The sequence below is a fragment of the Ruegeria sp. O11 genome (assembly GCF_056535285.1).
On record NZ_JBQERS010000012.1, the window covers coordinates 74880 to 100508 of the forward strand.

Sequence of the window (25629 nt, forward strand, 5' to 3'; positions counted from 1 at the left end):
TCGGCGGAATCGCGACATTCCTGATGCTCGGCGGCGAGTTTACAGGTTCGCACGACGCATGTCGCCTAAAGTGCTTTACATTAACAATGCAGGAATGGGTGGATGAAGGGCACAAAATCTATGTGATCGCCGGCCTCTGCCTAGCCGCCATATTCTGTTTTCTTTGGGATCATCTTTAGTTGGACTGATCAGCCCTGTATTGCCCGCAAAAGGCGGCGCCAACGATGACTACCTTGCCGTCGTTCAACGGATTCTTCGTTTCTTAGTACCTTACGCCGCTTGCATCGACTGAGCTTCGGTCAGAATAGCATAAAGCTTCACTGGGTCAGGATTTGCCCGCAACTTCGCGCAGACCGATTGCTCACGCAATGTGCGCGAGACCAACGCCAGCGCCTTCAGATGCTCAACCCCGGCTTCTTCAGGGGCAAACAGCGAAAACGCCAGATCAACGGGCTGACGGTCGACCGAGCCAAAGTCGATGGGTTTCTCGAGCATGACAAACACACCCGAGACCGATTCCAGTTCCGACAACCGAGCGTGTGGAAGCGCAACACCATGGCCAACGCCAGTCGGGCCAAGGCTCTCCCGCTCGAGCAAGCTTTCAACGATGGCCTGCGCATCCAGCCCAAGCGTCGCAGCGCCTACGTCGCCAATTTCCTGAAACAATCGCTTCTTACTGGACGCAGCGGACAATACACGCACCGCATCGGGCTTTAGAATACTCGAAAGCTCCATCAATCTGCTCCTAAGCCGTGCCCCCTCTGCGAGGGGGCGTTCCGACTATTCTTGCCTGTTACGGATCAATCCAGCCAATATTGCCGTCCTCACGACGATATACGACATTCAATCCGTCCTTGTTCTCATTCCGGAACACCAGTACCGGGGCACCGGCAAGTTCCATTTGCATAACAGCTTCACCCACACTGAGCGATGGGATCTTGGTCTCCATCTCAGCCACAATCATTGGCTGCAGCGATTCGGGTTCATCCGCCGTGTTCGATTCGTCAGAGGCGAGGATATAAGAGGACGCGCCAAAGAGTTCAACCGGCTCGGATCGATCCTTATGGTGGTCTTTGAGGCGCCGTTTGTAACGCCGTAGTTGTGTCTCCATCTTGTCACAGCAGCCTTCAAACGCCGCATAAATCTCGGTCGCATGAGCCTTGGCCTGAGCGGTCAGGCCAGTCGACAGATGCACAGTGGTTTCGCATACATATTCATGCGCCGAACGGGAAAAGACGACGTTGGCGTCAGTCGGTCGCTGGGCGTACTTGCCCACGACCTCGCCCAGTTCGGTCTGCACGTGGGTCTGCAGCGCCGCACCGATGTCGATCTGTTTTCCGCTGATTTGGTAACGCATGTGATCTCCTTCACAATTCACACCCATTCTGACGCCGCGTGACGCGACTGACTTGTTTTTATCGGGTGGGGGGTATCGGCATTTTCTGCGGTTGCCGCTGATCCTGCCCTTCCAAGAAGGGACATCGAGATCCTGACTGGAACCGAAGCAATGCCATGTCCCAATTGATGCAAGGGACGACGGGAGAGTCAATCAAAACAGATGTGTTTATGCGAGATTTCCGCCATGCGCCCGGCGCATTTCCGCGTAATCTTATGAAATACGGAAGTTTTCGCCCAGATAGACCCGACGCACATTTTCGTTCTCCACCACCTCGTCTGGGGTGCCGGACATCAGAACTTGACCGTCATGCAGAATGTAGGCGCGATCCACAATTTCCAGCGTTTCCCGGACGTTGTGATCCGTGATCAAAACCCCGATACCCCGTTTCTTCAGATCAGCCACCAAATGCCGGATATCACCGACACTGATCGGATCGACCCCTGCAAAGGGCTCGTCCAACAGCAAATAATTCGGATCGGCGGCCAAACAGCGCGCGATCTCAACCCGGCGCCGCTCTCCACCAGAGAGAGCGAGCGCTGGCGCGCGGCGCAGATGTTCGATCGAGAAATCCGATAACAGCTCTTCAAGCCGCTCTTTCCGGCGATGAGCGTGTTTGACCGTGATATCCAGAACCGAGGCGATATTGTCCTCGACACTCATACCGCGGAAAATTGACATTTCCTGTGGCAGATAACCAATACCCAACCGCGCACGGCGATACATTGGCAGAGTCGTGACGTTCTGCCCGTCAATGGTCACGGTACCTGCCTCGGGAAAAACCAGCCCTGCGACGGAATAGAACGTGGTGGTCTTGCCCGATCCATTCGGCCCCAGCAGCGCCACGACCTCAGATCGGTTCAGCTCCATAGACACGTCACGGATGACGGTCTTCTTGCGATAAGACTTCCGCAGCTTCTCGATTTTCAGACCGGAAGAGCCTTCAGCGATGGACAATTCGGGACGGTTCATCAGTTGCCACCTTGCTGCAGGATCGTCTTGACGCGCCCTGACATCGTTGCGGTTCCGGACGTCAGATTTGCGATCATCTGATCACCGCTGATAATGCTGGGCCCCTGAGTCAGCAGCACATTGCCCTTCATTTCAATCACACCGGAATCGATGGTGTATTCCGCCCAATCACCTTCGGCAGCGTCAGGTGGACTGACCAGAACGACATTTTCCATCGCCTCCATCCGATCAATGGCCGAACGTTCTTCGTTATAGATGACAAGAACGCGATCTGCGGTCAGGCGCATTTCACCCTGTATGACGATCACGTTGCCGATAAACTCGGCAGAGCCGTCTTCCTGATTTACGTTCAGAGTCTCGGACGTGACTTCAACCGGCAGGGTCGGGTCCGCGTTCACCGATCCAAATGCAACCTGAGCCTCCTGCGCAAATGCAGGCGCGGCCCCAACTGCGATGGCACAACACAAAACGGCGACACGTAAATCGAACACAAGTTATCTTTCTGCTTTTTGCGGCTCGTATATCAGCTTCACGCCGCCTGTAAAAAGAATATGGACCGGACCGTCCTTTTTTACAGTCCCAAAAATCATTCGCCCTGCGGTAAAGTCGCCAATCGGACCCGTTCCGTCAATCTGACCTGGGCTGTCGCCGCGGATTTCATCCAAAGATGTATTCAAAAGGTCAGTCGTTACCTGAATACCATCCGCCGTCGTGATAACTACATCGCCCACAAATGTCGCGGTGCCCTTGTCTGGCCGGATCATGCCCGTATTCGATTCTAGTGTAATCTCGCCACCGCTGCTCAACTCAAATCGCCCCTGAACCTCAGACGCCGTTGGGGTTTCTAGTTCACCGCTTTGGCTGGCACGACGAGCCTCGACCCGAATCCCTTCGCCCTTGCGGGTTACGCCTTTGTAGTCGGGGCGGGTAACAACCTGATCTGTCAGTCGCTCTCCAATATCCTGATCATTGAAGGGCACCGATACATTGGTGTCGATGCTGCGGGACAGCAAAAACACAGAGGACAATATAAGAATCGCCGCCAGTGGTAGCAGAACTTTCAGAAACTGCACCCAACGGGAATGGCGATCCACCTCGGCCATTTCCTTAACCCAGCCCTACACGCAGACAGTCGTGGATATGCAACAGCCCCGATGTCGGACCATTGGTCTCGGGATCCACCACAAAAAGAGAAGTGATCTTGCGATCATTCATGATCGAAACCGCCTCTTCTGCCATTGCGTTTGGCGCGATGGTCAGAGGATTTTCGGTCATTACCTCTGTGGTGTTTTTGTTCAGTAGCCCGTCCATGTTCCGACGCAGGTCACCATCCGTGATAATGCCCAGCAAACAGCCGGCCTCATCAGTAACGCCAACGACCCCAAAGCTCTTCTGGCTCATAACCAGCAGTGCCTCGCTCATCGGAGTACCGGCAGTTACCAGAGGCATATCTTTGTGCATCAAATCGCGCACGGTAGATAATTGCGCCCCCAGTTTGCCTCCTGGGTGGTAGGCACGAAAATCCTCGGGCCTGAAATCTCGGTATTTCATCAACGCGATTGCCAAAGCGTCACCCATCGCCAACGTCAGAGTGGTCGAGATCGAGGGAACCATACCAAAGCCGCAGGCCTCTCCCATCGATGGAATAAGCAGGTGCACGTCAGCCTGCTTCATCAGCGTGCTTTCGGGTTTGCTGGACAGACCAATCAGCGGAATTCCGAAGCGCCGCGTAAAGGCCAGCAGATTGGCAAGTTCCGGCGCTTCACCTGAGTTCGAGATAGCCAGAACCACATCCCCTTTCGAGACCATGCCCAAATCACCATGGCTGGCCTCGGCCGGGTGGACAAAATAGGCTGGCGTACCGGTACTAGCCAAGGTCGCCGCGATCTTGTGGCCGATATGCCCGGACTTACCGATACCGCTAATGATGATGCGGCCTGTGGCCTGCAGGATCAGCTGCACAGCTTCGGCAAAATGCTCGTCCAAGCCTTCGGCAAGGACGTCCAAGGCACGGGCCTCATCGGTGATGACCTGGCGTGCAGTTTTCAAAAAGGACTCGGTATCTGTCATGAGTGCGCAAAAATATCGGTTTCGGGCCAGCCTGCGAGGTCAAGCTTCGCACGCGTGGGGAGGAAATCAAAACAGGCCTGTGCCACCTCGGTACGGTCTTCACGGGCAAGCCGACCGTCCAGCGCGTCGCGCAGACGGTGCAGATACAATACATCCGATGCAGCATAGTCCAGCTGAGCATCCGTCAGGGTTTCCGCACCCCAATCGCTCATTTGCTGCTGTTTCGAAATATCGACACCCAGCAGTTCCTGACACAGGTTCTTCAGGCCATGGCGGTCGGTGTAGGTACGCACCAACCGGCTGGCGATCTTGGTGCAATAGACCGGCGCTGCAAGCACACCGAACGCGTGATACATGGCTGCAATATCGAAGCGGCCAAAATGGAACAGCTTCAACACATTGGGGTCCTCAAGCATTGCACAGAGGTTCGGAGCTGATGATTGACCCTTTTCGACCTGAACGATGTGACAATTTCCATCCCCACCCGACATCTGGATGACACACAGCCGGTCCCGATGCGGGTTCAGCCCCATGGTTTCGCAATCGATGGCCACGACCGGGCCCATATCCAACCCTTCGGGCAGATCGTTTTTATAGAGGTAATTCGCCACGCCGACTTCCTTTGTGCGGTCTCGACCCCGAGATAGGAGGTTTCGCAGCCAAACTCAACGTCCTCGGTGCGCGCGTAGTTATAGCATCGCGACTAACTTGACAATAACCCCATGGGGGGGATAAGGATACGTCATGACATCCCATACCCATAATTCTCACCCGCAGATCACCGCGCGCCTGAAACGCGCGCACGGGCATTTGGCCAAGGTGATCACCATGCTCGAAGATGAAGCCCCCTGCGCTGACATCGCTCAGCAGCTTTTTGCGGTGGAGAAAGCTATCACCAACGCCAAGCGCGTGCTGATCCATGATCATGTTGATCACTGCCTGTCTGGTGAAGCGGATCAGACTGCCATCGAAGACTTCAAAACAATAACCAAGTACCTCTGACCAATGCTCAGCGTCCTGACAAATCGCACCTATCGGCATCTGCTGGCTGCCCAGATTGTGGCCCTGACAGGCACCGGTCTGGCGACAGTGGCGCTGGGGCTTTTAGCATTTGATCTGGCCGGAGATTCAGCAGGGTTGGTTCTAGGCACCGCGCTAACCATAAAGATGGTAGCCTATGTCACTGTGGCTCCTCTTGCCGCAGCCTTTGCCGAACGTTTGGACCGGCGTAGAATGCTTGTGGCATTGGACATTGTGCGTGCAATCGTCGCTCTATGTTTGCCATTCGTCACTGAAATTTGGCAGGTCTATGTGCTGATCTTTGTCCTGCAATCGGCTTCTGCCGGGTTCACTCCGGCCTTTCAGGCGACGATTCCTGACGTTCTGGCAGACGAACAGGACTATACCAAAGCCCTGTCTCTGTCGCGTCTGGCATACGATCTGGAAAGTCTTCTAAGCCCGATACTGGCCGCCGCACTCTTATTGATCGTCAGTTTCGACAGTCTGTTCCTGGGCACCAGTATTGGCTTTGTCGCTTCCGCCCTGCTTGTGGTGTCTGCAACACTGCCTTCCCCAAAACCGAAAGAACCACGCGGCATCTATGACCGAACCACCCGTGGTATCAGAATATACCTCAAGACCCCGCGCCTACGTGGCCTGTTGGCTCTGAGCTGGAGCGCAGCGGCCCTTAGTTCGATGGTGATCGTTAATACCGTCGTGATCGTGCGTGGTGATCTCGACCTGTCTGAAAGCGCTGTTGCCATTGCACTGGCCGGTTTTGGTGGTGGTTCAATGTTGGCTGCGTTCGCGCTGCCACGCCTGCTGGATCGGATCCCTGATCGTCGTGTCATGCTGAGTGGTGCCACAATGGCAACCGGAACAATGGCGGTGGCCGCTATTCTGGCCGCAACCATACCGATGACGCTAGGCGTGCTGACTGCGATCTGGATACTGGTTGGCTTTGGATATTCTAGCACTCTGACACCATCGGGTCGCCTGCTGACCCGATCTGCACATCCCGAAGATCGCCCGGCAGTCTTCGCCGCCCAATTCACCCTGTCTCATGCCTGCTGGTTGGTGCTGTATCCGTTAGCCGGATCGCTGATGACCTGGTTTGGTTCGACGGTCGCCATGGCCGGGATGGCCACCGCTGCCGTTTTGGGCCTTATCTTCGTGATAAGGGTTTGGCCTCGCACCGACGCAAAATCTGTGGTCCACAACCATCCGGAACTGCCGCCGGATCACCCGCATCTCGCTGGACCCAAACCGCATGCCCATCCGATCATCATTGACGAGTTGCACCCTCGCATTCCTCATGAACCTTGAGCTTTGCCCGGCATCTACCTTAAACCCGGGCACACCTGCCTCATCCCGGAGACCGCATGGACCAGCTTGACCGACGCATCATCGCCGCTCTCCAACACAACGCGCGCGACTCGACTACGCGCATCGCGGCAATGCTGGGTGTTGCCCGGACAACTGTGCATGAACGCATTAATCGCATGGAAGAGCGGGGTGTTATTGCTGGTTACTCCGTCGTACTGCGAGAAAACGAAGACACTCCGAAGGTACAGATCGTTGTGCTGCTAGAAGTGCAGCAAAAGGAAACCACGCGCATCATCAAACGGCTTGAAGCCTATCCCGAGGTGAAGCTGTGCTTGTCGATCAATGGTGAGTTTGACCTGTTGCTGTCAGCCGAAGCCCCACGAATCGAGGACCTTGATATTCTGGTTGACGAGCTCGCGCGCATCCCCGGTGTTTTGCGCACTAACACCAGCGTTGTTTTCGGCCGCAAGATTGATCGAAACTGAGATGCGCTAACCCTCTGTAAACAGATAATTGGCTAGCTTGAGAGGGACTGACCAGAATCCCGGACCGGCAGAATGCCAATTCATAAACTTCTCATTGCTGCGCTTTTGGCGCATGTCTTTCTAGCCCACACCGGACATGCAACATCGACAGCCGCGCTGTGCGATCACGCCGCGCGCCGCGCAGCTCAGGCCGAGGGCGTTCCTCTTGACGTCCTCAGGGCAATTGCTCGGATCGAAACAGGCCGTACGCTGGACGGTAGACTGGAACCTTGGCCCTGGACCGTCAATCGCGAGGGGCAAGGCTATTGGTTCGCCTCTGAGGTCGAAGCAAAATCTTACGTGTTCGACATCTTCAAATCCGGCACTCGCAATTTTGATGTGGGATGCTTCCAGATTAATTACCGCTGGCACGGCAAGGCCTTTCGCTCGATCGATGCAATGTTCGATCCGGACGAAAACGCCGCTTACGCAGCTCGATTTCTGTCCCAGCTCTATGCGGAGCTTGGATCATGGCCTGCCGCTGCCGGGGCCTACCATTCGCGGACCCACCAGCACGCAGCGGCGTATTCAGACCGCTTTCAGACTTTATTGGCGCAATTGAACGGATCGCCCCTAGTCAGTCGACGCGATCCATTCACAGCTGCGGCAGCTCCGCTCATACCCTTGAGCGCACATCCGGCCGAACAGAAAGCGCTGGGGTCTCTGGTGCCAGATACCACCTCCGCCACCGCCTTCATTACGTTCAACTAGGAGCAGACCGTGCCCCGTATCGATCCCCGCACCTTGTTCTCTCCGACCATTCTGCTGGCATTAGCGTTGATGGCGGTCATCGTCATGATGATCCTGCCAATGCCCGCCTGGGTGCTGGATGTGGGTTTGGCCGCCTCATTTGCACTGGCGATCCTGATCTTCACCCTGACACTGTTCATTGAGCGGCCTTTGGATTTTTCATCCTTCCCGACGATCCTGCTGGCCTCACTGATGCTGCGTTTGTCGCTGAATGTGTCCTCGACCAAGCTGATCATCGGGCAGGGGCATACTGGCACCAATGCGGCTGGCGACGTGATCGAGGGCTTTGCCCAATTCGTCATGAGCGGCAGCATATTTTTGGGGCTGGTGGTGTTTGGCGTGCTGCTGATCGTGAACTTCATGGTCATTACCAAAGGAGCGGCGCGCATGGCCGAAGTCGGCGCTCGGTTCGCACTGGACGGAATGCCTGGCAAACAGCTTGCCATCGACAGCGACATGTCTGCCGGAGCCATCGACCACCATCAAGCCAAAGAACGGCGTGAATGCGAACAACAGGAAACCACCTTTTTTGGCTCGCTCGACGGGGCGTCAAAATTCGTCAAAGGTGACGCCATCGCCGGGCTGCTGATCACGCTGCTCAACCTTGTGATGGGGCTGGTCATGGGCGTTATCGTGCATGGGATGCCAGTCACATCGGCCTTTGAAACCTATGCCATCCTGACTGTCGGCGATGGTTTGGTCTCGCAGATTCCAGCGGTGATCATATCGATCGCCTCCGCTTTGTTGCTGGCGCGCGGCGGTACGCAAGGCGCAACTGACAGCGCGATATTTTCGCAGCTTGGACGCCACCCGGCAGCGTTGGGGACTGTTGCAGTTCTGATGGCTCTGTTTGCGTTGGTTCCCGGCTTGCCGTTTCTGCCCTTTATTCTGGGGGCCGGGGTTCTGGGCTATGCCGCATACTCCGGTATCCGGAAACGAAGCGAAGAAACCGAGACCGAACCGCAAGTGGTCGATGCTGAAACTCCGGTCTCGCAAGCCATCGGAGACATCCTGGACCTTGATGATGTACATCTTGAATTCGCACCTGACCTGGTCAGCATGGTATTGAATCCTGGTACCGGCCTAGATGCACGGATCGCCAATATGCGGACCTATGTCGCTTCAAGCTTTGGCCGAGATGTCAGGATTTCGCGCGTAGCGGTGTCGCAGGGCAACTTGACCCTCACCGTCGAGGAAACCCCTATTGCCGTTCAACCCAATCCTTTTGCGCGTGGCGAAACAGTCGTCGTTCCGCGTACTTTTGCCGGAATCGAGGAAGAAGAAGGAACTGGACTGGCGGAAATTCCCGAAGCAACCACTCTTTCCGAAGTGGTTGCCGGGTTGAATGCCTTGGGCGTATCGCCACGCGACATGATCGATATTTTGAAAACCATAAAAGCTGCCGGTGCGCTTCATGCTGAGTTCATCGTCAGATGAGCAGTATCGCAAATGCTATCAACAAAGAACCTCTCTGAATTCGACTTACTTGGATTTCCAACTATCCAGCCAGCGGCGTAAACCTTTGCGTTTTTCATCAATCGCATCACTGGCGGCGTAAAGACCATCTTCCATGTTTTCCAAAACCGGGTCGATCTTCTTTTGCCGGAAACGGCGCCACCGGACCCAGATAGCCCATACCAATGCCGCGAATATCGTCAGGAAGATGATATTGAACCAGGGTATGATGCGCACATCAGGTCCATCGACATGGCGAATGAAGATCGCGTTAGGAAAGATCGACATGAACTCATTGCGCCAGCCGTAATGCGTTACGACCACCCAATCGGGGTTTTCCTTGGTCGATTTTGCGTCGTTGGCCTCGGTATAGAGGTTCGCCGTGTCGAACTTGAAATAGGGCGGCCAGCCCCAGCCAGTGTCTTCGTTGCGATAGACAATGGGCTTTCCGTTGGCGCGTACCGCCTGAATGAACTGCACATCGCGGTTTGACAGGCTGGTGGATTGATCCTCGGGTTCAGACCAGAAAATCCGGGTCCAATCCGTCAGGTCCTGACGTTCCTCATAGGTGTTGACGATCCGCACAACGTCGTGCTGCGGCAGGGAATACTGCAGGATCACGGCAATCGTGCCCCAGAAGATGATAATGAACGCCCATTTTACATAGGCCATACCTTAACCCTCACATGTAATTCACGATGTAGATCAGCGCGCCAATCGCCACCCAAGGCACAATATAGACACCCAAAATCAATTTGCGCCGGAACGAATTGTCGTAGACGTGCAAACCACGCTCGACAAACGCTTCTTTGTTGCCAGTTTTGCCTTTCGCGTCCCACCAGGTTTCCAGCTTCTGCCGCCTGACGCTGCGCGAATAAAAGGAAAGCGCGAAATAGGCGATCGTCTGGACAACCAGCAGGATCAAGAACAGTCGCATTGCTCCGAACATCTCAATCCCTCCCGACTGCGCCCCAGGGGCCAACCCGTGCGATCACCGTTTCGCTGACCCGGTCGTTACCGCTCATGTCCGGCTCATGGCCAAACAAGGCCGCACGGGCACCAGCCTTATCCACCTGATACTCGCGCGCAAGGAAATCGGCAACATAGGCTTTCTTGGCCTCGGGCCAGTTCGAGTAGGTCTTATAGAACAGCTCCTTGTGGCAGATGAACAGCTGGCGCGGGTCCAGCGGTGCAAGCTCTGCCAGCAGCATGTTCACCAGATCGCGGTTCGGCGTATCGGCTGCGCGCAAGGTATAGAAATAGGCCGGATGGTCCGAAGTGATGCGCGGCCAACGCCCGCCATCCGTCGCCCAGCGCAATAGTTGCGCGAGGCCGTGATACGCTTCGGGTAGGCGATCCGCGTGATTGCGGGCGAGGCGGCGCATGTCGCTGCGGTCCAACCCGCTCAGATCAACATCCGCGTCAGCAGCCGCAGCAATGGTCAGAAAGTCCATTTTCTGTTGCAGGATCGCGGCAGCATTCACGCCGCGGGCCTTGACGATAGGTTCGACCAGATCGTTGTAGTCCAGAAACTTTGCAATCTGGTTTCGCTGCGACGGGCCGAAGACGTATTTGATCGGCATTTCGTCGGGCTTTTCGCCCATGCAAATCGCCGCCGGGTGATCCATATCCGGGAACAGGTAGAGCCCGCCAAAGTGTGCCGTCCAGAAATTACGCTGTTCGAACGCCGTGTGGCGCAGGCGGACGGGGTTGCGGGTGACGTCGCCGGTATCTTTGGCCGTTTCGATCATCTTGGCGATCAGCACGTCGTCGAACCAGGCGTCCTCTTCAGTTTTGAAGCGTTCGACCATGCCCGCCAATTGCTGGGCCTTGCGCAGGGTGCCACCTGCGGTGTCCGCCTCAACCTCGATCTTGCTCAGGTTCAGCAAATCGCGCGGAGTGGTGAGTTTGATGACCGAGTTCACCAGCTCTCCGGCCACCGCATCGGTGGCAGTCAGGGCGAACAGCTGCGCCTCGTTCATCTCAATGAATTCGCGCAGGATATCGCGCGAGGTCGAGAATTTGACGTTCAGCAACGGCGCGCGTTTCTGCTCGGTCGTCAGCAAGATAAACTGCCGGTTGACCCCGTTGGGGTTGAGGTAGAGCTCATCCTCCAGCTCAATCCCCACCTCCGGCGAATAGCCCGAAATATCGACATGGAAATCCGTCAATTCCGTGGTCTTACCCGCCAGATGCTGCAACGCGCGGTTATACCGCTCGACCAGAGCCGGGCTGGAGATGTGGACGAGGTTGCCAAACATCAGACCTTTTTCGATGAGGCGGATCATTATCGAATCCAAATGTCCATGTTTTTGATTTTTTCTAAATCCTCAAAGAGGTCCCAAAAGCCAATATCGTTAAAACGCGCGATCTGATCTTCGGGCATTTCTCCAAACTCGGTCCCGATAACATTACAATCATCTATGAGAACTTGGAGCAGATCAGCATACGGGGACTTTGTAGAAAGTGATCCTTGGTGAACAGCTAGCTCCAATAGCCGCCGTGTATTACTTATCCTTTTGCCGTATTCCCAAAGCAGTTCACCTTCAACATTTGTTTCAGCCGAAACTTTTTTGCACAATACAATGGATTCATGTTTCTGCGAGCCATCGTCAAAAATGCTGGAACCGGAGGAAGCAACGACTCTATCCCACTTAATGATCTCGCAATATCTTCCAAGTTTTCTTTCTAAAGATCGCACTTTTTGCGTTACGATTTTTGCACTTGCCTGCTCTTGTCTTTCATTCATTTCGGCTTCTGCAGCGTCTGAAAGCCGTTTGAAGTCGGTGAGCGCCTGTTTCAATTCTTGTCTCTGGATCAGAGTTGCTGTCACCACCCAAATTAGTATTAACAAACCGGAGAACCCGGCCAAGGTGTCACCCTTTTCATTCAATTTGAGTGTATTGAAGTCATCCATCAACGTGGAACACCGAAGTAGGTCTGCACCAAAAGGCCAGTACTTTCCTCCCCAACACTGCTCTACTGTTAAGGCATTGTAATATAGTAAAACCAACAGTGTAGTTGAGGCAATTGCCCAAAAAGACAGGGTTGGAAAGTACACTTCTTATTTTCATGGCCTTCAATTTTCTCTTCCCAAATATCGCCGCTTGGCCTCTTCCATCCTGCCCATCTCTCGCACTGCGTTTTCGATGGCGACCTCATCGCTCTTGTCGGCATAGCGGAACTCGCTGTCGGCGTAGCGGTTGATCTCTTGCATCACCATCTCGACCGTGATCGGCTGGCGCAGGTCCTCGATCATCGCTTTCTTGGTGTCGTAGTCGCGGAACAGGAACAGGTCGGGGTTTTCCATCCACTCATCAGGCAGCTCGAAATCCATCGCGCGGACCTTGACCGCGTCCGTGATGTTCTTGATCGCGCGGCCGGTAAAGCGCTCATCCGCGGCTTGGATCGCCTTGAGGTAGGTGCCCAGCTTGGCAATCGTGTCCATCTGGCCGATCTCGCCGGAGACCCGGTCATAGACCTGCAGCAGAGCGTCCTCATGCGGGCGGGAATGGCTTTCGAAACTGGCGGCGACGGCCTTCTTGATCTCCTGCGCGGCATAAGCCTCATGCTCGCCCAGCGGGATGTCGTGGTTGCGGCCCATCAGCAGGTGCAGGATGTCGATGTAGTCTTCGCGCGTCTGTGGCCCGTCCACCAGGAACCGCGCGCCCGCCCGCTGACGCAGGGCGTCGTCCACATTCTCGGGGTAGTTCGAGAACATGCCAAAGGTGCAGTTGCCGCGCACGACGGTATTGGCGCCCGCAAAGCTCTCCATCAGCACGGCGGTGATTTCCAGCTGACCGGCTGACGATTGCCGGTCGCCGCGCTTGCCCGCCAGTTGGTCGATATCGTCGATGGTGCCGAAACCGATAACCGAGGGGTCGATGATCGTGTTGATAAACGCCTTGGCGTTCTGGCCGGATTTGCCCTGATAGCTGTCGATATTGTCGGTGCTCAGGTTCTGATAGCGGAACGGATAGCCCGCGTTCTGACAATACTCGTTGATCAACCCGGCCATCATCTGGATCAGGGTGGTCTTGCCGGTACCCGGTTTGCCGTCGCCCATGAAGGTAAAGATGAACCCGCCAAGTTCCACGAACGGGTTCAGGCGGCGATCGAAGTCATAGGCCATCACCATCTTGGCCAGCTTCATCGCCTGATATTTTGCGATATGGTTGCCGACCACCTCGTTTGGTTTCTTGAACGTCATGGTCAGGGTGGTGGATTTCGCCTTCGAGGCCGGTTCGAACCCCCGGATGGTCAGGTCGTCGGCTTCAATATGCCAAGCGGCGTTCTGGAACGGGGTCAGATGGCCGGCGGATTGGGCGCGCAAGGCGACCTTATCCATCAGCTGTTCCGCATAAGCGCCGGTGGCTGCGATCAGATGGGCGTCGTCGGGCGCGTGTTTGGCCAGCGTTTGGTCCAGCTCCCACAAAGCGCCATGCAGCGCGAGTCGGCCATTGTCGGTCAGGACCTCTTCGATCTCACCCAGATCAATCGTGGTTTCGCCCAGATGTGAGGACATCAGGTAGGCCAGCGCATTGCCCAGAACATGGGACGTGATCAGCGCCTCGGCGGTCAGTAATTCCGAGAATTCAGTTTTGCGGGCGGCAGGCAGATCTCCGGCAAGGTTGGCGCGCTTCAGGTCGGCCAGCGGAGTCTGCTCCGCATACGCCTCGGCTACAGCCAGAGCGATGGCTATTGCACGGCGGATTGCCTGCTGCGTTGTGGCCTGAGGCGGCGAGACCAGCGTGTCGCCCTCATCCGAGGCCTCAATCCGTTCGACCAGATGCACCCCGTCGGCGCGCGCAACGCGGCGCGTCACCAGCCCCGGTGTCGTAAACCGGAACCGACGCCCCGTCGAAACACCCGGAGACCGTTCTACGGCGGCCTCAACAGGTTTGGCGATACGCGGCGCATGCTCGAACCCGTTCAACAATGCGGTCGCTGCTGCGTAATGCTTGCGAATATCGTCTTCTCGCAATTCCATCTGATCTGACGTCAAACTCATCTTCTTCCTCGCAATGCCAGGCTGAAGCCCGGCCTACTCAAATTCTGTAGGGAGGGCTTCAGCCCGCCACTTGTCTCAATACCTCAAAACCTGTCCGGCCTTGCTGACCACGAACTTGCGCACATCGGCAAAGCCCGGTGGGTTGCGCTCGGCCAGAACCTGAAACGGACGCTGGGGTAGGATGATGGATCGCTGGGTGCGGGTGGCGCCGGTCTCGGCCCCCTGACCGCCAAACGGGTCCAACGCAAAGACCTCGCGCTCGACGGTCGAGAACCACCCGGCACGCTCTTCGATCACCTCTTCGCTTTCCAGCTCTTCGGTGGTCCAGGCCAGCGCCCAATCCTGACCTTGCGGAGATTGCGCATCTTCCAGCACCTGCCGCAGCGGGCCGGATTGCTCGGTATAGGCCGAGGAATACATCGGCCCCACATGGATGCGGCGCAGGTGTTTGGGGTGCAGGTCGTCGAAATCCTGATCGAAGCCCTTGGCGATGGTCACCAGTTTCAACCCGCCAAGCGACTGCGCCATCAGATGCGCCTGCACTTCGGGCCATCGGCGTTGATCCTTGGGTAGCGCCGTCTTGCCACTGTCCTCCAGTTGCATCAGATAAATGACCGGTAGGTTGATCTGGCTGTCATAGACCGCCCAGTGGATCATGAATTTTCGCCGCTCGCCCTCATTCCCGATCCAATGGCATTCGGGATCGTTGCGGGCCCAGAACAGCTGACCTTTCAGCAGTTCCTCGTAATAGAGCCTTTGCGACAGCGCGAATTGCAGCTTGGTCGGGATTTCCTGATCGCCAATGATGGTGCGGATCATATCGGTTTTCAGGTCATCTTCCGAGGGCATATTCGCCAGATGCACCTGCGCCTGTTGCGCGTCATTGGCCATGGTCAGCAACTCGGCCGCGACCGGAAAGCCGCTGTCGCGCTTGTCCATGGCGAGGCTGCCAAAGAACCGCCCCGAATCGCGCCCGACCAGCAGGTATTTCATGCTGAGCGCGCGGAAGGTGTAGAGCAGCCCCGAGAGGTAGCGCGACACAATCCGCACCTCTTGCTTGCTGATCGCGCCCTCCGCCTCCATCGTCGCGGCCACGCGCAGGAGGTGTACGGTGATCACCTCGAATTTGCGGAAATAGCGGCGCGAGGCGAAGGTGTCGGTCAGGCCGACATGGTCTTGGGTGGGGTCAGTCATTTAATCTTCTCAAATCCAAATCGTTCTGCAACCACGTATCAAGCTGAGCGGTTTTCAGACCAAGCCAAGGCCACCAATAACTGAGAACGCGAAGAAAAAGCGGTACAAAACGCACCACAAATGGTGTTGCGAAGGCAACGAAAAACCCCAATGCGCCAACCAGTTGTAGCAGCTTCACATTGACGACGTTACCTATCCACACCACGATTAAAAATGGGAAACATGAAAACACTGCCCAAAAACAGATTTTGAACCATCTTGGCTTTGCCTTGGGTTCAAGGTCTTTGAGGCTATTAATTCTAGTAGGCTGATTTGAGTTCTTGAAATCGAACAGCATCACCCACCATACAAATTCTTATCATGCTTCTCGACAATCGAGGCGAACCGGCGGGCAAAACGTTCGTCTGCCTTGGCCTTTTTCTCCAGCACGTCGCGGGCGAAGACCATGTGGTCTTCATGGGCCTCAAGCATGTCGGCCATTTTCTGGTTGGTCGCGGTGCCGATGGCGGCCATGGCGGTTTGCGCCTCCTGGTCCGTCTGCACGCCGATCTCGTTGATGCGATGGGCCACGTCCTGCTGTTGCGCGGTTTTCAGCGATTTGGTCAGCGCGTCATACAGCACGACGCGCTGTTGGGTGTCTGTCTGCAGCTTGTTGATCAGCACCATCTGCGTCGCCGCCTGGTTCTGCAGTGAATCGACCCAGGTCTTGCCCTTCTCGATATACCGCTCCAGCGTCTGGGACTTGGCCAGCTTGACCTGCTCTTCCTGAACCTTGGCATTGTATTGCTTGTTTAGCTCGGCAAGTTCGGTTTCCAGCTGGGTGCGCGCGGCGGCGTCCTGTTCGACGCTGATCTTGTTCTCCTGCGTGATGATCGTCGGGTCCATACCTTGGATCTCGGCGCGCAAAGCTTCCAGTTCGGCCACGGTCGCCTCACGGTCGTCCAGAGTGACGGTCAGGTTGTCCTCAACCTTGACGCGCTGTTCTTCCAGTACGGCCAACTGCCCTTCCAGCAGCTTTACGATCACGTCGGATTTGGCGATCAGGTCCTGCAGCTTGTCGTCGATATTGGCGGTGCGCATCCGCTCCTGCCGCATCGACTCGGATTTGGCCTTGGCGAAGATGCCAACAAACGACTCCCATCCGGTTTTCGAGCGCATCTCATCGAAATCCTTGGAGAACGCGTTGGTGACATCATCCAAACCCATGATCAGCTCGGCGATGTTTGCGTTCATCACCTCAGTATGGGCGTGCACATCCTCGAGTGTGGCGTTTTCGATGTCGATATCCGCCTCGGCGGTGCCAATCTTGGCCCGTGCCGCTTCGATCCGCGAAGTCAACCCTTCGATCTGCGACTGACTTTCGCGCACTTTGGCCTGAGTTTCCTGAATCAACGCTTCAAACTGCTGGTTCGACATCTGTCCTATTCCTTTTTTCTTATCTATCCAATAAGATAAGGGATGTTACACAGATTTACATCCCTCTAAGTGTTAAATCCCCACGAAGATTGGCAAATTCAGACATGAAATGAAAGAAGGGATACCATAGACCGAAACGCCAAGATGGATTTCCCGAAGCATCCAAACTGCTCTTTAATCTATGAAGAAATGATTTGTAATTTTGTCAGTCGCGTCATTATCGTAGACACTCGATAAATACGCGCGCTCGATATCATCATCAAAAAGGGAAAGAACTTCATTCAGTTGCCTTTGCTCCATCAGTTCCGGGACGAAGCGAAAAACAGTTCGCATTACATAACGGCAGTCAGTCTTTTCAGGATCACAAAGATCTAATTCTTGTTTGATCGTATCGATCAAAAACTCATCTTGTAGCCGATCCAGGAACTGCCTTTCTGCGCTGGAAGAACCGAGTTCTATTGATTTTCTTATCCAAATGGCTTTTTCATTCCGTCGTGCACCGCACATTTCTTGGACTGAGAGCTTAGTTGATACTGATCGATATTGATCATTGAAGCGGGCATCCTGAAATAGATCCCTACAGTATAGTCCCGTCCAAAAGCCATGGCTTTCGACGATATCCGGCTTGGTGAAGTCTAGTACATAATCGGCAATACCCGGATTCTTGTGCAAGTTCGCCATAACCGGACTACCAAGCATTCCAAGATCAAGAATATTGAACTGCTTGTGCCATGACATCACACCAAGATCCGGGTTAGATACCAACGGTCGTCGGATTTCGTTGTTCTGAGCAATCGCATTGAATTCTCGACGCACTTGATCAAAACCATCGACTGCCCAGCCAAGATAGTAAGGCTCCGTTCGATACATCCAGACCGAAGCAACAACGCCAACTACAGCAATTGTACGAAGTTCAACAATTCTTCGCGACGCAACAGCGTGATAAACACACCATGTCGGGAGCAGGAGAGAAACGACCGTGACATAGCTGTAAGTGCGCATCCAATCGATCCGAGGACGGCCCAAGAATACAGGAGAAATAAGCGCCACGCACAAGACAACTAATATCGCAGAAATCAGAAATTTATCAGCAGCGTCCATCCCCAATCTGAAGACAAGCGGTAGGCAAACAACGGCTAGCCACCAGCCACCTTGCACAAAGTTATAAGCCGATACCTGCATTCCTTCGACCATTGGTTGAACGGATCCTGATAACAGCGCCTGCACTCGGTCAAATGGAGAAATCCCCTGCGCCGCAGCGGTATTTGGGAAGAACTCTCCGAAATAGGCAAATCGAATTCCATGAATGACGACACATAGCGCCGCAACCAAAAACGAAAACTTTAGCGCCCTAAATGAATGACACTTGCGCTGCCAATAGACTGAAAACAAACCTAATAAAGCCACTATTGTAAGCAGAAGCTCCAGCCTTACAAAGCACGTTAGGACCAAGGGAATGGCCCAGAGGAACGACACGCGCTTGCACCTTATCATCCGAACAAGCCCTGCGATGCTCAGTACGATTAGGAAATGAGTTAAAGCGTTTTCCATCCCGGACCCATGCCAGAGGAAAAATGGATACACAAAACTCAATGCGAGCGACAATAGCAGAATAGAAAACAGACCTTCGGCCCTTGAAACGCCAAGTGCCAAAGCTACCGCCGCGCCCAATAGCAATGTCGCAACAAGCGTTTGTAAAAAGGCAAATGATGCGTAATTAATGCCTGTCATAGCATAGGTAGCGGCATATAGAATCATTTGCACAGGGCTGGAAGATGCTTCGACAATAGGGCCAGAGGGACTTACGCCGACAAAGCCAAAGTCAACAAGGTTTCGCCCTGCACTCATTGTAATGACACCATCGTCACGCGTTTGATACAGGCTAGCGTCAATCATGCCATATCTGACAAAGAACACTGCGACTAGAATGCACGCCGCGCAGATTACATAATTTGTGACGGAAAAATTGGACAAATGGTGCTTAGAGTAACTGTTCAACGCTTCTTGCCCAAAAAATTTAGCCCGAGGAAATCAGGGATGATGTATTTACGATAGATATCTGTTTCGGTCGGCGACCGGAACTCATTGTTCTCTGTGGCCAGATAAAATTGGCAAAAACGGCACACCTCGGCATTCGACTCACGATAGGCTAATTTGCCAGAGGTCGGTCCATTCGGTCGTTACTCTGGAACGACAACGCCCCGCGTCTGGAGGAACGCGGGGCGTGTATTGCGATAACCCAGAGAGGAGAAGATTATCGCGACGTGATCAAAGGCGTCAGTTCACGGCTTTTGCGTCAACCACATCCTTTTCGATCGCACTAGCTGAAGAGATCTCGATCCGGCGCGGCTTAAGTGCTTCGGGCACTTCGCGCTTCAGGTCGATGTTCAGCATGCCGTTCTCATGGCTCGCACCGGTGACGCGAACGTGGTCGGCCAGGGCGAAGCGGCGCTCGAATGCGCGGGTCGCGATGCCACGGTGCAGGTAGCTGCGATCCTTGTCTTCGGCGGATTTTTTGCCAGAGACAACCAACGAATTTTCTTTTACTTCAACTGACAGATCAGCCTCAGAGAACCCGGCAACAGCGACCGAGATGCGATAGGTGTCGGCATCGGTCTTTTCAATGTTGTAAGGGGGATAGCTGGGCTGAGCCACATCGTTCGTCAGAACCCGGTCCATCATGTCTGCGATCTGATCGAAACCGATAGTGGCGCGGTGAAGCGGTGCAAAGTCAAATGTACGCATGTCGTATCCTCATCATTGAGCGATTTACGAATTTGCCCTCCGGTATGGACGGGCGGTGAGTTTCCCGGACCCCAATCGTGGCGATCCGGTAAAATTCAGATGGGAAGCGGTTGGTTCGGGTTCAAGACCCGCCGGCGCTGATGAATTTGGCACCCGAGCTGGATTTGTCTGATCCGGGCTGCAATCTGCGGATCGTGGCCGTTGGCCGGGGTGCATCACGGCGCAGGATCGCCTTCAATTCTGAAACGATTCCCGACAACTCCATTCCGTAACCGACTTTCTGACCTCCATTCGTTGAAATTGCCGAGGCAACCGACAATATCTGCCAGCGCGGCCCCTTCTTTGCCAGAATGGCCGAGCCAGACGATCCAAATGTGACGTCGCAGTTAAAGACGATCAGGCCCTGTCCACGCTGAAGAATGTGACAGGATCGTTGCCGCAGGATCGCGTCTTCCCTGCCGCGCCCATAAGATGCGACGCTGATTTCATTGTCGGTTACGCGGCCACTGTGCAGGGCAAACGGATCAGCAATAGTGTAGGGAATCGGCTCTTCCAGCCGCATTAGAGCCACATCAACCCGAACCCGAGGGGCCGAGACAGGGGCGTTCGCGACAAAATCCGAGTGCGCGGCGATCTGGATGACCTTCCGCTCGGCCAGCGCTTCGCCATCGCTTAGCCCGGCGCGAAATGTCACTTCGCCGGGGGCGTATGGTTTACCAGTCACCTTGTCCAGCGCGCAGTGGGCGGCCGTCAAAACGATATCCTGAGCAATCAAGGTGCCCGTGCAAAAACCCTTATCGCCAAAATCCAGTCGGCCAACCGCTTCCCATCCGTACAGATCATCCCGGTCCGTCAGACGGCGCTTGTTTCCGGTCTGGGCCTGCGATGTGGTTGCAATAACAGAAAAACATAAAATAGTTTTGAATAATAACCGGGTCATGGCTTAACGAATTTTGCTCCAAGGTGTTTGGTGTTGTTGTCCAGAGACGCGTTCATACCTCGCCCTTGGGAAAGCTCGGCCTGCAACAATTCCAGAGATTCGTTCAAGTCGGTGCCCAGCGCAACGCGTTGACCCTGCATTTCAGCTTTGGCGGCTACGACTGAAACGATGCGAGGGCGTTCACCCTCAAACGAAAAAATCGGCGCACCGGACGCTCCGAAATCCACGTCACAAGACATGATCAGGATGCCCGCCTGACGGCCGATGACTGAACAGACCTCTTGCAGAGACGGTGCTTCGGCCCGGTCATGGGCGTAAGAGACAACACCGACCTCTTCACCGCGAGTTAGGCGGTGTCCGGTTTCAAAAGGTATGACCGATGTGTTTCGGATCGGCTGCCAGAGCTCGATCAATGCAATATCGTGACGTACGCGAGTCGCCGACAAATCACCGACATATTTATATTCCGGATGCACCACCGTGCGCCGTGCCGGTCGATATGCCGACGCATGCCCAAGACGCCAACCGGCCAGAAACTCGATTCGCGCCGGATCAATCCGCTGTTTCGTCGCTTTATCGAAAAGGCAATGCGCTGCGGTCAGAACCAGCGTTGGAGATATGAGCGATCCGGTGCAGAACCCGGTTCCATCAATATCCAGCCGACCAACCGCCATCCACTCACGCCCAGCGTCAGTGGTATCAAGGCTTTTAAGCCCTGAATCCTGCGCCTGCCCGGCCAAAGGCAGCAAGCTAAGCGTAATAGCCGTGATCCAGTTGCGCACACAGGTCTCCGGTCAAGTGGTCCGATCAACAGTCGTATGCTGTGGGTACGGCGAAAATAGGGCAAATGCGGTCCGTCCTGGATTCGCTCTGATCTGATGCCCGCTTGCAGCAATTGGCTAACGTAATTGCGGTATGCCGCTGGTATCACCGTGCAGCGCGCGCGGTTTGGGCCCACCTGTGGCCCAATCCAGCAGTTCGACGGTATGGATAACGGGCGTGTCGGTTCCGGACCCGATCTGCATCATGCACCCTATGTTTCCTGCTGCGATCACATCGGGATTTCTGGCCTCAAGCGAGCGCACCTTGCGCTGTTTTAGCTGACTGGAAATTTCAGGCTGCATAAGGTTATAGGTTCCGGCGCTGCCGCAGCATAAATGACTATTAATAGGCTCTAACACAGTGAATCCAGCAGATTTCAACAGACTTTTGGGGTGAGTAGTAACTTTTTGGCCATGCTGCAGAGAGCATGCTGCATGGTAGGCAACGACCAGTTCTTTTTTGTCTCTGAATGGCAAATCCAACTGAACCAACAGTTCGCTGATATCCAGCGCCAACGCCGACACCCGCGCGGCATCTGCAGCAAGTGGGTCGTTGCGGAACATGTGGCCATAGTCCTTCACCGTAGTCCCACACCCCGATGTATTAATGACAATCGCATCTAAGCCATCGCCATCCATTTCGCGCGTCCAGGCCCGGATGTTGGTGGCGGCAGAAGCGTGGCTTTCGCCCGTTTTACCCATATGATGAGTTAACGCTCCACAACACCCTGCCCCTTCGGCAATCACTACTTCACATCCCAAGCGTGTCAGTAGACGAATCGTGGCGTCGTTGATGTCTGTATTCAGCGCTTTTTGCGCGCACCCTGTCATCAACGCCACACGTTTGGTTCTTGAACCTTTTGGTGCAAAACTTTGGGGGTCATCATTTCGACTAACCGGTGGAATATGCTTGGGCGCCATATCCAGCATCGCTTTCAGGCGCGCATCCGGCATCAAAAACCGGAACGGGCGGCCCAGCTTTGCACCAATCAGCGCCCATCGAAAGCGCATAGGATAAGGTAAGATTTTGGCCAGTATCCAACGCAGTGCCTGATCCGAGAATGGACGTTTGTAATTGTCTTCGATGTATTCCCGCGCGTGGTCGACCAGATGCATATAGTGCACACCCGAGGGACATGTGGTCATACAGGCGAGGCAGGATAAGCAGCGGTCGATGTGCTTGACGGTCTTTTCGTCCGGGACACGCTCATTCTCCAACATATCCTTGATCAGATATATGCGTCCGCGAGGACTGTCCAATTCATCACCAAGAACCTGATAAGTGGGGCACGTTGCAGTACAGAAACCACAATGAACGCAGTTCCGCAGAATTTCATTGGACCGCTCAATCGCGGGGTCCTGCAGCTGCTTTTCGGTAAATGTCGTCTGCATCGTCTACCCCATAAGACCCGGATTGAACACGCTATGCGGATCGAATTTCAGCCGTATTGCCCTTGTTAGAGCCTTTACCTGATGGTTCTCTGGTTGAAACCGACCAAATTCGTCCATCGTATGGGCATCTGCACGTACAAGGCTCGCATGGCCCTCGAAGGCCCCCAAGCGCGCACGCAAATCCGTGCCCTTTGGCACCAGCGCCCATATCAAACCACCACCCCAATCAAGCAGGGTCTTCCCTGCTTCGATTCGATCCGCAATGACTGGGGCATCACCGGGTTTTAACGACAAGCGCCAGACATCACCTTCCAGATCATGGAACGCACGCACATCGCGCAGATCAGCCCACCGCTTGCGCGACTCCTCCAACTCGGTGCATTCGTTGCCAAGGATTTCGCTCAATCGTCTAGCCCGATAAGCGACCGAGTCGGCAAATCCCTCGATCCTCAAAAACGCCTGTCTATCCTGCGGATCATACGCCGCGCCGCTCACTTCGTATGGGGATCTCAGGGCAGTCGACATAAGATCAACTGCGGTTCCTACATCATCGGCGCTGACAGCCAATGTGGCCTGAGTCTCTGGCTTGGGCAAAACCTTCAGCGAGACTTCTGACAAAACCCCCAATGTGCCCCATGACCCGGCCATCAGTTTCACCAAATCGTAGCCAGTGACATTTTTCATCACCCGTCCACCATTTTTGATGACTTGCCCAAGGCCATCGACATAACGGACGCCCAGCAGGAAATCCCGGCAGGCCCCGGCCTGAATTCTGCGAGACCCCGAGATGTTGGCTGCAACAACGCCTCCAATCGTCGGTTCACCAGTCGTGCCCAACAAACCGCGGTGATCCATTGGCTCGAATGCCAATTGCTGACCCTCGCCATCCAGAGCCGCCTCAATCTCAGCAACAGGAGTTCCCGCACGCGCGACCAGAGTCAGCGCTCCGGGTTCATAGAGGGTAATCCCGCTCAGTCCAGCGGTGCTCAGCTCCGGTTCCGCACCGACAACGCCACGTGTGCCACCGCCCGCAATACATACGGGTCCGTTAAGCCCAGCAACGGTTTCTGCAAGTTCAGCCTCGGTTTCAGGTCTCATTGCGTTCATCTTTTCACAAATTACTTGAGGGTGTGGGCAAAGCCCCTATACCGCCGCCATCCTGCGCCCCGCTGACGACGCCAATGGGAACACTTTGGCTGGGTTCAGCAGCCAGTTGGGATCAAACACATCTTTCACAGCCATCTGTGCCTCAAGATCCTGAGCCGCATATTGATGAGTCATCAGATCTCGCTTTTCGATGCCAACCCCATGCTCCCCCGTCAGGCAGCCGCCGGCATCGACGCAAAGCTTCAGGATGTCCGCCCCGAACGCCTCGCATTTCTCAAGATCACCCGGTTTGTTGGCGTCAAAGAGGATCAAGGGGTGCATGTTCCCGTCACCGGCATGAAACACGTTGCCAACAGGTAGGCCGTAGTCCTTGCTCAACTCTCCGATGCGGCGCAGCACAAAGGGCAGCGATGAGACCGGGATCGTCCCATCAAGACACATATAATCGTTGATCTGCCCCATCGCACCAAAGGCCGATTTCCGCCCCAGCCAGATACGCGCGCTTTCATCAGCGGATTGGCTTTCGCGCAGCTCAACGGGATTGTGGTGTTTGGCAATCTCGATGATCTTCGAAAGCTGGCTGTCGATCTCAGCCTCTGACCCTTCAACCTCGACGATCAGCAACGCCTCACAATCGGGATAGCCAGCATGGGCGAAATTCTCGCAGGCTCTGATACAGAGGCGGTCCATAAACTCGATTGCGACGGGTAGAATGCCCGATTTGATAATGTCAGAGACACAATGGCCCGCAACTTCGTTGTCATCGAACCCCATCAAAACAGGTCGCGCCCCTTCGGGTTTGCGCAAGATCCGCAGCGTTGCTTCAGTCACCACGCCCAGCTGCCCTTCGGATCCGCAAATCACACCCAGCAGGTCCAACCCACCAGCATCCAGATACGCGCCTCCAATTTCGACCACACTGCCATCCATCATCACCATGGTGACGCCCATCAGGTTGTTGGTCGTCACGCCATATTTCAGACAATGTGCTCCGCCCGAATTCATCGCGATATTCCCGGCGATGGCGCAGGCAAGTTGGGACGAAGGATCAGGGGCGTAGAAGAAATCCTCTTCTTCAACGGCTCCGGTCACACTCAAATTGGTTCGGCCGGTCTGCACCTTGATAAACCGATTGTCGTAGTCGACCTCCAACACTTCATTCATCCGAGCAACGCCTAAAATCACGCAATCCGCTGTCGGCAAAGCACCGCCGGCCAACGAGGTCCCCGCACCGCGCGGCACCACGGGCACACTCAGTTCGTGGCAAATGCGCAAAACATCGGAAACCTGCTGTGTTGTCGACGGCAGTACCGCCAACAAGGGCGGACATTTGTAAGCGGTCAACGCATCACACTCATATGCACGTGTTTCGGCCACATCGTGGATGACGGCATCCCCCGGCAGGACCTGCTGCAAACGCGCAACCAAAGCTTGCTTACGCGCCATGACATCCGGATTTGGCTTGGGCATTTCCATCGCTGACCCTCCATTTGGTAAAATTATATTACCAA

The 25629-nt window shown here is 55.0% G+C and carries 27 protein-coding genes; 5 read left to right on the forward strand and 22 right to left on the reverse strand.

Annotated features, from left to right (window positions below; genetic code table 11):
• Positions 1 to 270 precede the first annotated feature (270 nt).
• From ACRZ91_RS17755 to ACRZ91_RS17785, 7 genes are all read right to left on the reverse strand, one after another.
• Positions 271 to 735: a PTS sugar transporter subunit IIA gene (locus ACRZ91_RS17755; protein ID WP_480907451.1), complete on the reverse strand. Its 465-nt coding sequence runs from the start codon at positions 733 to 735 to the stop codon at positions 271 to 273.
• Positions 736 to 793: 58 nt separating this feature from the next.
• Positions 794 to 1357, reverse strand: a complete 564-nt coding sequence (gene hpf, locus ACRZ91_RS17760; RefSeq protein WP_010442515.1) for a ribosome hibernation-promoting factor, HPF/YfiA family — start codon at positions 1355 to 1357, stop codon at positions 794 to 796.
• A 252-nt stretch (positions 1358 to 1609) separates the two neighbouring features.
• A complete protein-coding gene (gene lptB / locus ACRZ91_RS17765) occupies positions 1610 to 2368 on the reverse strand; it encodes an LPS export ABC transporter ATP-binding protein (protein WP_170473598.1) in 759 nt (252 codons plus the stop codon).
• The gene (locus ACRZ91_RS17770) at positions 2368 to 2859 is read right to left on the reverse strand and encodes an LptA/OstA family protein (RefSeq protein WP_480907453.1); all 492 of its coding nucleotides are present in this window, start codon (positions 2857 to 2859) and stop codon (positions 2368 to 2370) included. The genes lptB and ACRZ91_RS17770 overlap by 1 nt, the downstream gene beginning before the upstream one ends.
• Before the next feature lie 3 nt (positions 2860 to 2862).
• On the reverse strand, positions 2863 to 3471 hold the full coding sequence (locus ACRZ91_RS17775) for an LPS export ABC transporter periplasmic protein LptC (protein ID WP_480715911.1): 609 nt from the start codon (positions 3469 to 3471) through the stop codon (positions 2863 to 2865).
• Between the two features lie 4 nt (positions 3472 to 3475).
• A complete protein-coding gene (locus ACRZ91_RS17780) occupies positions 3476 to 4438 on the reverse strand; it encodes a KpsF/GutQ family sugar-phosphate isomerase (RefSeq protein ID WP_010442511.1) in 963 nt (320 codons plus the stop codon).
• A complete protein-coding gene (locus ACRZ91_RS17785) occupies positions 4435 to 5049 on the reverse strand; it encodes a ribonuclease D (RefSeq protein ID WP_170546744.1) in 615 nt (204 codons plus the stop codon). Before ACRZ91_RS17785 ends, ACRZ91_RS17780 begins: the two co-directional genes overlap by 4 nt.
• A 133-nt stretch (positions 5050 to 5182) precedes the next feature.
• Here ACRZ91_RS17785 and ACRZ91_RS17790 point away from each other — a divergent pair, with 133 nt between their 5' ends.
• The 5 genes from ACRZ91_RS17790 (at position 5183) to ACRZ91_RS17810 (ending at position 9474) form a co-directional block, all read left to right on the forward strand.
• Complete coding sequence (locus tag ACRZ91_RS17790; RefSeq protein ID WP_170546747.1) at positions 5183 to 5440, forward strand: metal-sensing transcriptional repressor; 258 nt, start codon at positions 5183 to 5185, stop codon at positions 5438 to 5440.
• 3 nt (positions 5441 to 5443) lie between these two features.
• On the forward strand, positions 5444 to 6763 hold the full coding sequence (locus ACRZ91_RS17795; protein ID WP_480907456.1) for an MFS transporter: 1320 nt from the start codon (positions 5444 to 5446) through the stop codon (positions 6761 to 6763).
• A gap of 56 nt (positions 6764 to 6819) precedes the next feature.
• Positions 6820 to 7248: an Lrp/AsnC family transcriptional regulator gene (locus ACRZ91_RS17800; protein WP_170473559.1), complete on the forward strand. Its 429-nt coding sequence runs from the start codon at positions 6820 to 6822 to the stop codon at positions 7246 to 7248.
• A gap of 72 nt (positions 7249 to 7320) precedes the next feature.
• Positions 7321 to 7998, forward strand: a complete 678-nt coding sequence (locus ACRZ91_RS17805) for a transglycosylase SLT domain-containing protein (RefSeq protein WP_480907458.1) — start codon at positions 7321 to 7323, stop codon at positions 7996 to 7998.
• A gap of 69 nt (positions 7999 to 8067) precedes the next feature.
• Positions 8068 to 9474: an FHIPEP family type III secretion protein gene (locus tag ACRZ91_RS17810; protein WP_480907523.1), complete on the forward strand. Its 1407-nt coding sequence runs from the start codon at positions 8068 to 8070 to the stop codon at positions 9472 to 9474.
• A gap of 45 nt (positions 9475 to 9519) precedes the next feature.
• On the opposite strand, the gene ACRZ91_RS17815 is transcribed toward ACRZ91_RS17810, so the two are convergent.
• The 15 genes from ACRZ91_RS17815 to ACRZ91_RS17885 form a co-directional block, all read right to left on the reverse strand.
• Positions 9520 to 10164 (reverse strand): DUF1523 family protein, encoded by a 645-nt coding sequence (locus ACRZ91_RS17815; RefSeq protein ID WP_319545696.1) that lies wholly within the window; start codon positions 10162 to 10164, stop codon positions 9520 to 9522.
• A gap of 10 nt (positions 10165 to 10174) precedes the next feature.
• Entirely contained in the window at positions 10175 to 10441 is a 267-nt protein-coding gene (locus ACRZ91_RS17820) for a hypothetical protein (protein WP_480907460.1), read from the reverse strand.
• 1 nt (position 10442) lies between these two features.
• Positions 10443 to 11780, reverse strand: coding sequence for a DUF6638 family protein (locus tag ACRZ91_RS17825; RefSeq protein ID WP_480907461.1), 1338 nt, complete (start codon positions 11778 to 11780; stop codon positions 10443 to 10445).
• A complete protein-coding gene (locus ACRZ91_RS17830) occupies positions 11780 to 12409 on the reverse strand; it encodes a hypothetical protein (protein ID WP_480907462.1) in 630 nt (209 codons plus the stop codon). Before ACRZ91_RS17830 ends, ACRZ91_RS17825 begins: the two co-directional genes overlap by 1 nt.
• A 162-nt stretch (positions 12410 to 12571) precedes the next feature.
• Complete coding sequence (locus tag ACRZ91_RS17835; protein WP_480907464.1) at positions 12572 to 14503, reverse strand: AAA family ATPase; 1932 nt, start codon at positions 14501 to 14503, stop codon at positions 12572 to 12574.
• Positions 14504 to 14578: 75 nt separating this feature from the next.
• Positions 14579 to 15697, reverse strand: coding sequence for a hypothetical protein (locus ACRZ91_RS17840; RefSeq protein WP_480907466.1), 1119 nt, complete (start codon positions 15695 to 15697; stop codon positions 14579 to 14581).
• On the reverse strand, positions 15690 to 16034 hold the full coding sequence (locus ACRZ91_RS17845; RefSeq protein ID WP_480907468.1) for a hypothetical protein: 345 nt from the start codon (positions 16032 to 16034) through the stop codon (positions 15690 to 15692). The genes ACRZ91_RS17840 and ACRZ91_RS17845 overlap by 8 nt, the downstream gene beginning before the upstream one ends.
• Positions 16034 to 17113, reverse strand: a complete 1080-nt coding sequence (locus ACRZ91_RS17850; RefSeq protein ID WP_480907470.1) for a hypothetical protein — start codon at positions 17111 to 17113, stop codon at positions 16034 to 16036. Before ACRZ91_RS17850 ends, ACRZ91_RS17845 begins: the two co-directional genes overlap by 1 nt.
• A 174-nt stretch (positions 17114 to 17287) precedes the next feature.
• A complete protein-coding gene (locus tag ACRZ91_RS17855; RefSeq protein WP_480907471.1) occupies positions 17288 to 19009 on the reverse strand; it encodes a hypothetical protein in 1722 nt (573 codons plus the stop codon).
• Between the two features lie 381 nt (positions 19010 to 19390).
• Positions 19391 to 19858 (reverse strand): Hsp20 family protein, encoded by a 468-nt coding sequence (locus ACRZ91_RS17860; RefSeq protein ID WP_170775845.1) that lies wholly within the window; start codon positions 19856 to 19858, stop codon positions 19391 to 19393.
• Between the two features lie 121 nt (positions 19859 to 19979).
• Positions 19980 to 20798: a trypsin-like serine peptidase gene (locus ACRZ91_RS17865; protein ID WP_480907472.1), complete on the reverse strand. Its 819-nt coding sequence runs from the start codon at positions 20796 to 20798 to the stop codon at positions 19980 to 19982.
• Positions 20795 to 21580, reverse strand: a complete 786-nt coding sequence (locus tag ACRZ91_RS17870) for a trypsin-like serine peptidase (RefSeq protein WP_319545704.1) — start codon at positions 21578 to 21580, stop codon at positions 20795 to 20797. Before ACRZ91_RS17870 ends, ACRZ91_RS17865 begins: the two co-directional genes overlap by 4 nt.
• A gap of 117 nt (positions 21581 to 21697) precedes the next feature.
• On the reverse strand, positions 21698 to 23011 hold the full coding sequence (glcF, locus tag ACRZ91_RS17875; RefSeq protein WP_480907474.1) for a glycolate oxidase subunit GlcF: 1314 nt from the start codon (positions 23009 to 23011) through the stop codon (positions 21698 to 21700).
• A 3-nt stretch (positions 23012 to 23014) separates the two neighbouring features.
• Positions 23015 to 24109, reverse strand: a complete 1095-nt coding sequence (locus tag ACRZ91_RS17880; protein WP_480907475.1) for an FAD-binding protein — start codon at positions 24107 to 24109, stop codon at positions 23015 to 23017.
• Positions 24110 to 24154: 45 nt separating this feature from the next.
• Entirely contained in the window at positions 24155 to 25594 is a 1440-nt protein-coding gene (locus ACRZ91_RS17885) for an FAD-linked oxidase C-terminal domain-containing protein (protein WP_480907477.1), read from the reverse strand.
• Positions 25595 to 25629 lie beyond the last annotated feature (35 nt).